Here is a 1,831-nt window from a genome sequence, read left to right as displayed (position 1 = left end):
GGCGACCTCCGGATCGGCCGTCGCGAGGGAGTCGTTCAGACTCATGATTCCTCGATCAGCTTGTCGTAGGCGGCGGAGTCGAGCAGGTCGCCCGGCTCCTCCGAGATCCGCACCTTGAAGATCCAGCCCTCGCCGTACGGGTCGTCGTTGATGACCTTCGGCTCGTCCACCACCGCGCTGTTGATCGCGGTGATCTCGCCGCTGACGGGGGAGTAGACGTCGCTCACCGACTTGGTCGACTCCACCTCGCCGCACGGCTCGCCCGCCTCGACGGTGTCGCCCTCCGACGGCTGCAGCTCGATGTAGACGATCTCACCGAGGGCGTCGGCGGCGTGCGCGGTGATGCCGACCGTGACGATGCCGTCCTCGCCACCGAGGCCCGACACCCACTCGTGCTCCTCGCTGTAGCGGAGCTCCTCCGGAACGCTCACGATCACTTCTCTCTTTCCACTGTGGGGGCGCGCCCCACACCGCCGGACAACTTGTTCAGGAACGCTTGTAGAACGGCAGGGCCACCACGTCCACCGGCTCGTGCCGGCCGCGGACGTCCACGGCGAGGCCCGCCTCCTCGACGCCGCTGTCGAGGTACGCCATGGCGATCGGCGTGCCCAGTGTGGGCGACGGGGCGCCGCTCGTCACGATGCCGCACGGCGCGCCGCCGGACGTGACGACCTGGTACCCCTTGCGAGGCGCGCGACGCCCCCGCGCGACCAGTCCCACGAGCCTACGGCCCGGCGGGGTCTGCGCCTGCGCCGCCAGGGCGGCCTTGCCCACGAAATCGCCTGGCTTGTCCAGCTTCACCACCCGGCCGAGGCCCGCCTCGAACGGCGTCGTCTCGGCCGTCAGCTCGTTCCCGTACAGCGGCATCCCCGCCTCCAGGCGCAGCGTGTCGCGGGCCGAAAGCCCCGCCGGGACGACCCCCTCCACCGCGGCGAGCGCCCTCCACAGCCCGACCGCGTCGGACGCGTCCACGAACAGCTCGAACCCGTCCTCGCCCGTGTACCCGGTGCGAGCGACCAGCGCGTCCACGCCCGCGACCCGCCCCGCCAGGATCGCGTAGTACTTCAGGTCCCCCAGCGGCGCGTCCGTGAACCCCTCGAGAATCCCCTGGGAACGCGGCCCCTGCAGGGCGATCAGCGCGTACGAGTCGGACCGGTCGTCCACCGCCGCCTCGAACCCCGCGGCCCGCTCGACCAGCGCCTCCCGGACGACGGCGGCGTTCGCCGCGTTCGCCACCACCATCCACGTCTCGTCCGCGAGCCGGTAGACGATCAGGTCGTCCAGGACGCCGCCGTCGTGCCCGCAGATCATCGTGTAGCGGGCCTTGCCCACCGGCATCGGCGACAGGTTGCCGACCAGCGCGAAGTCCAGCGCGGCCCCCGCGCCCGGACCCGACAGGAAGATCTCCCCCATGTGCGACAGGTCGAACAGCCCCGCCCCCGTGCGGACGGCCTGGTGCTCGGCGGTCTCGCTCGCGTAGCGCAGCGGCATGAGATGGCCGGCGAAGTCGACGAGGTTCGCGCCGAGGTCCTCGTGGACGTCGTGCAGCGGTGTCTTCTTCGCGGTCGGATCGACGGACATGGGCTCGGCTCCTTCGTCACGGGCGCGCGTGGTCCATCGTCCCACTCGCGCACCGGGCGTATCGGTGCCTCCCCCTCTGTCATCGGCGCCTGAGAGCTTCACCCGCCGCGCACGGCGGGCTTTCACCTTCGGCGGGGGACCGGAGTCCCCGCTTTCCAGAGGTCGCCTGGCCCGTGCGGTCCGTGGGCCTGAGAGGTTCCGGGGAGGATTTGCTCCTTCGGCGTCCCCCACCGGCTGCGAGGGACTCTCC

General features: G+C 71.4%; 2 protein-coding genes and 2 riboswitches. Both genes read right to left on the bottom strand.

From position 1 onward, the window contains the following. Positions 1 to 41 precede the first annotated feature (41 nt). Entirely contained in the window at positions 42 to 431 is a 390-nt protein-coding gene (gene gcvH / locus AB0C69_RS41935) for a glycine cleavage system protein GcvH (protein ID WP_345184245.1), read from the bottom strand. Between the two features lie 55 nt (positions 432 to 486). Beyond that, positions 487 to 1,581, bottom strand: coding sequence for a glycine cleavage system aminomethyltransferase GcvT (gene gcvT / locus AB0C69_RS41930; RefSeq protein WP_360362426.1), 1,095 nt, complete (start codon positions 1,579 to 1,581; stop codon positions 487 to 489). A gap of 66 nt (positions 1,582 to 1,647) precedes the next feature. After that, a riboswitch (glycine riboswitch) is annotated at positions 1,648 to 1,750 on the bottom strand. 9 nt (positions 1,751 to 1,759) lie between these two features. Continuing rightward, positions 1,760 to 1,831: riboswitch (glycine riboswitch) on the bottom strand.

The sequence above is a fragment of the Actinomadura sp. NPDC048032 genome (assembly GCF_040653175.1).
In the GTDB taxonomy this organism is placed as follows: domain Bacteria; phylum Actinomycetota; class Actinomycetes; order Streptosporangiales; family Streptosporangiaceae; genus Spirillospora; species Spirillospora verrucosospora.
The sequence above is the reverse complement of the archived record's forward strand: the minus strand, read 5'-3'. Positions and strand labels throughout refer to the sequence as shown.

Bases quoted from the DNA above. Each gene is read 5' to 3' on its own strand.
- gcvT (WP_360362426.1), bottom strand. From the start codon at position 1,581: ATGTCCGTCGATCCGACCGCGAAGAAGACACCGCTGCACGACGTCCAC.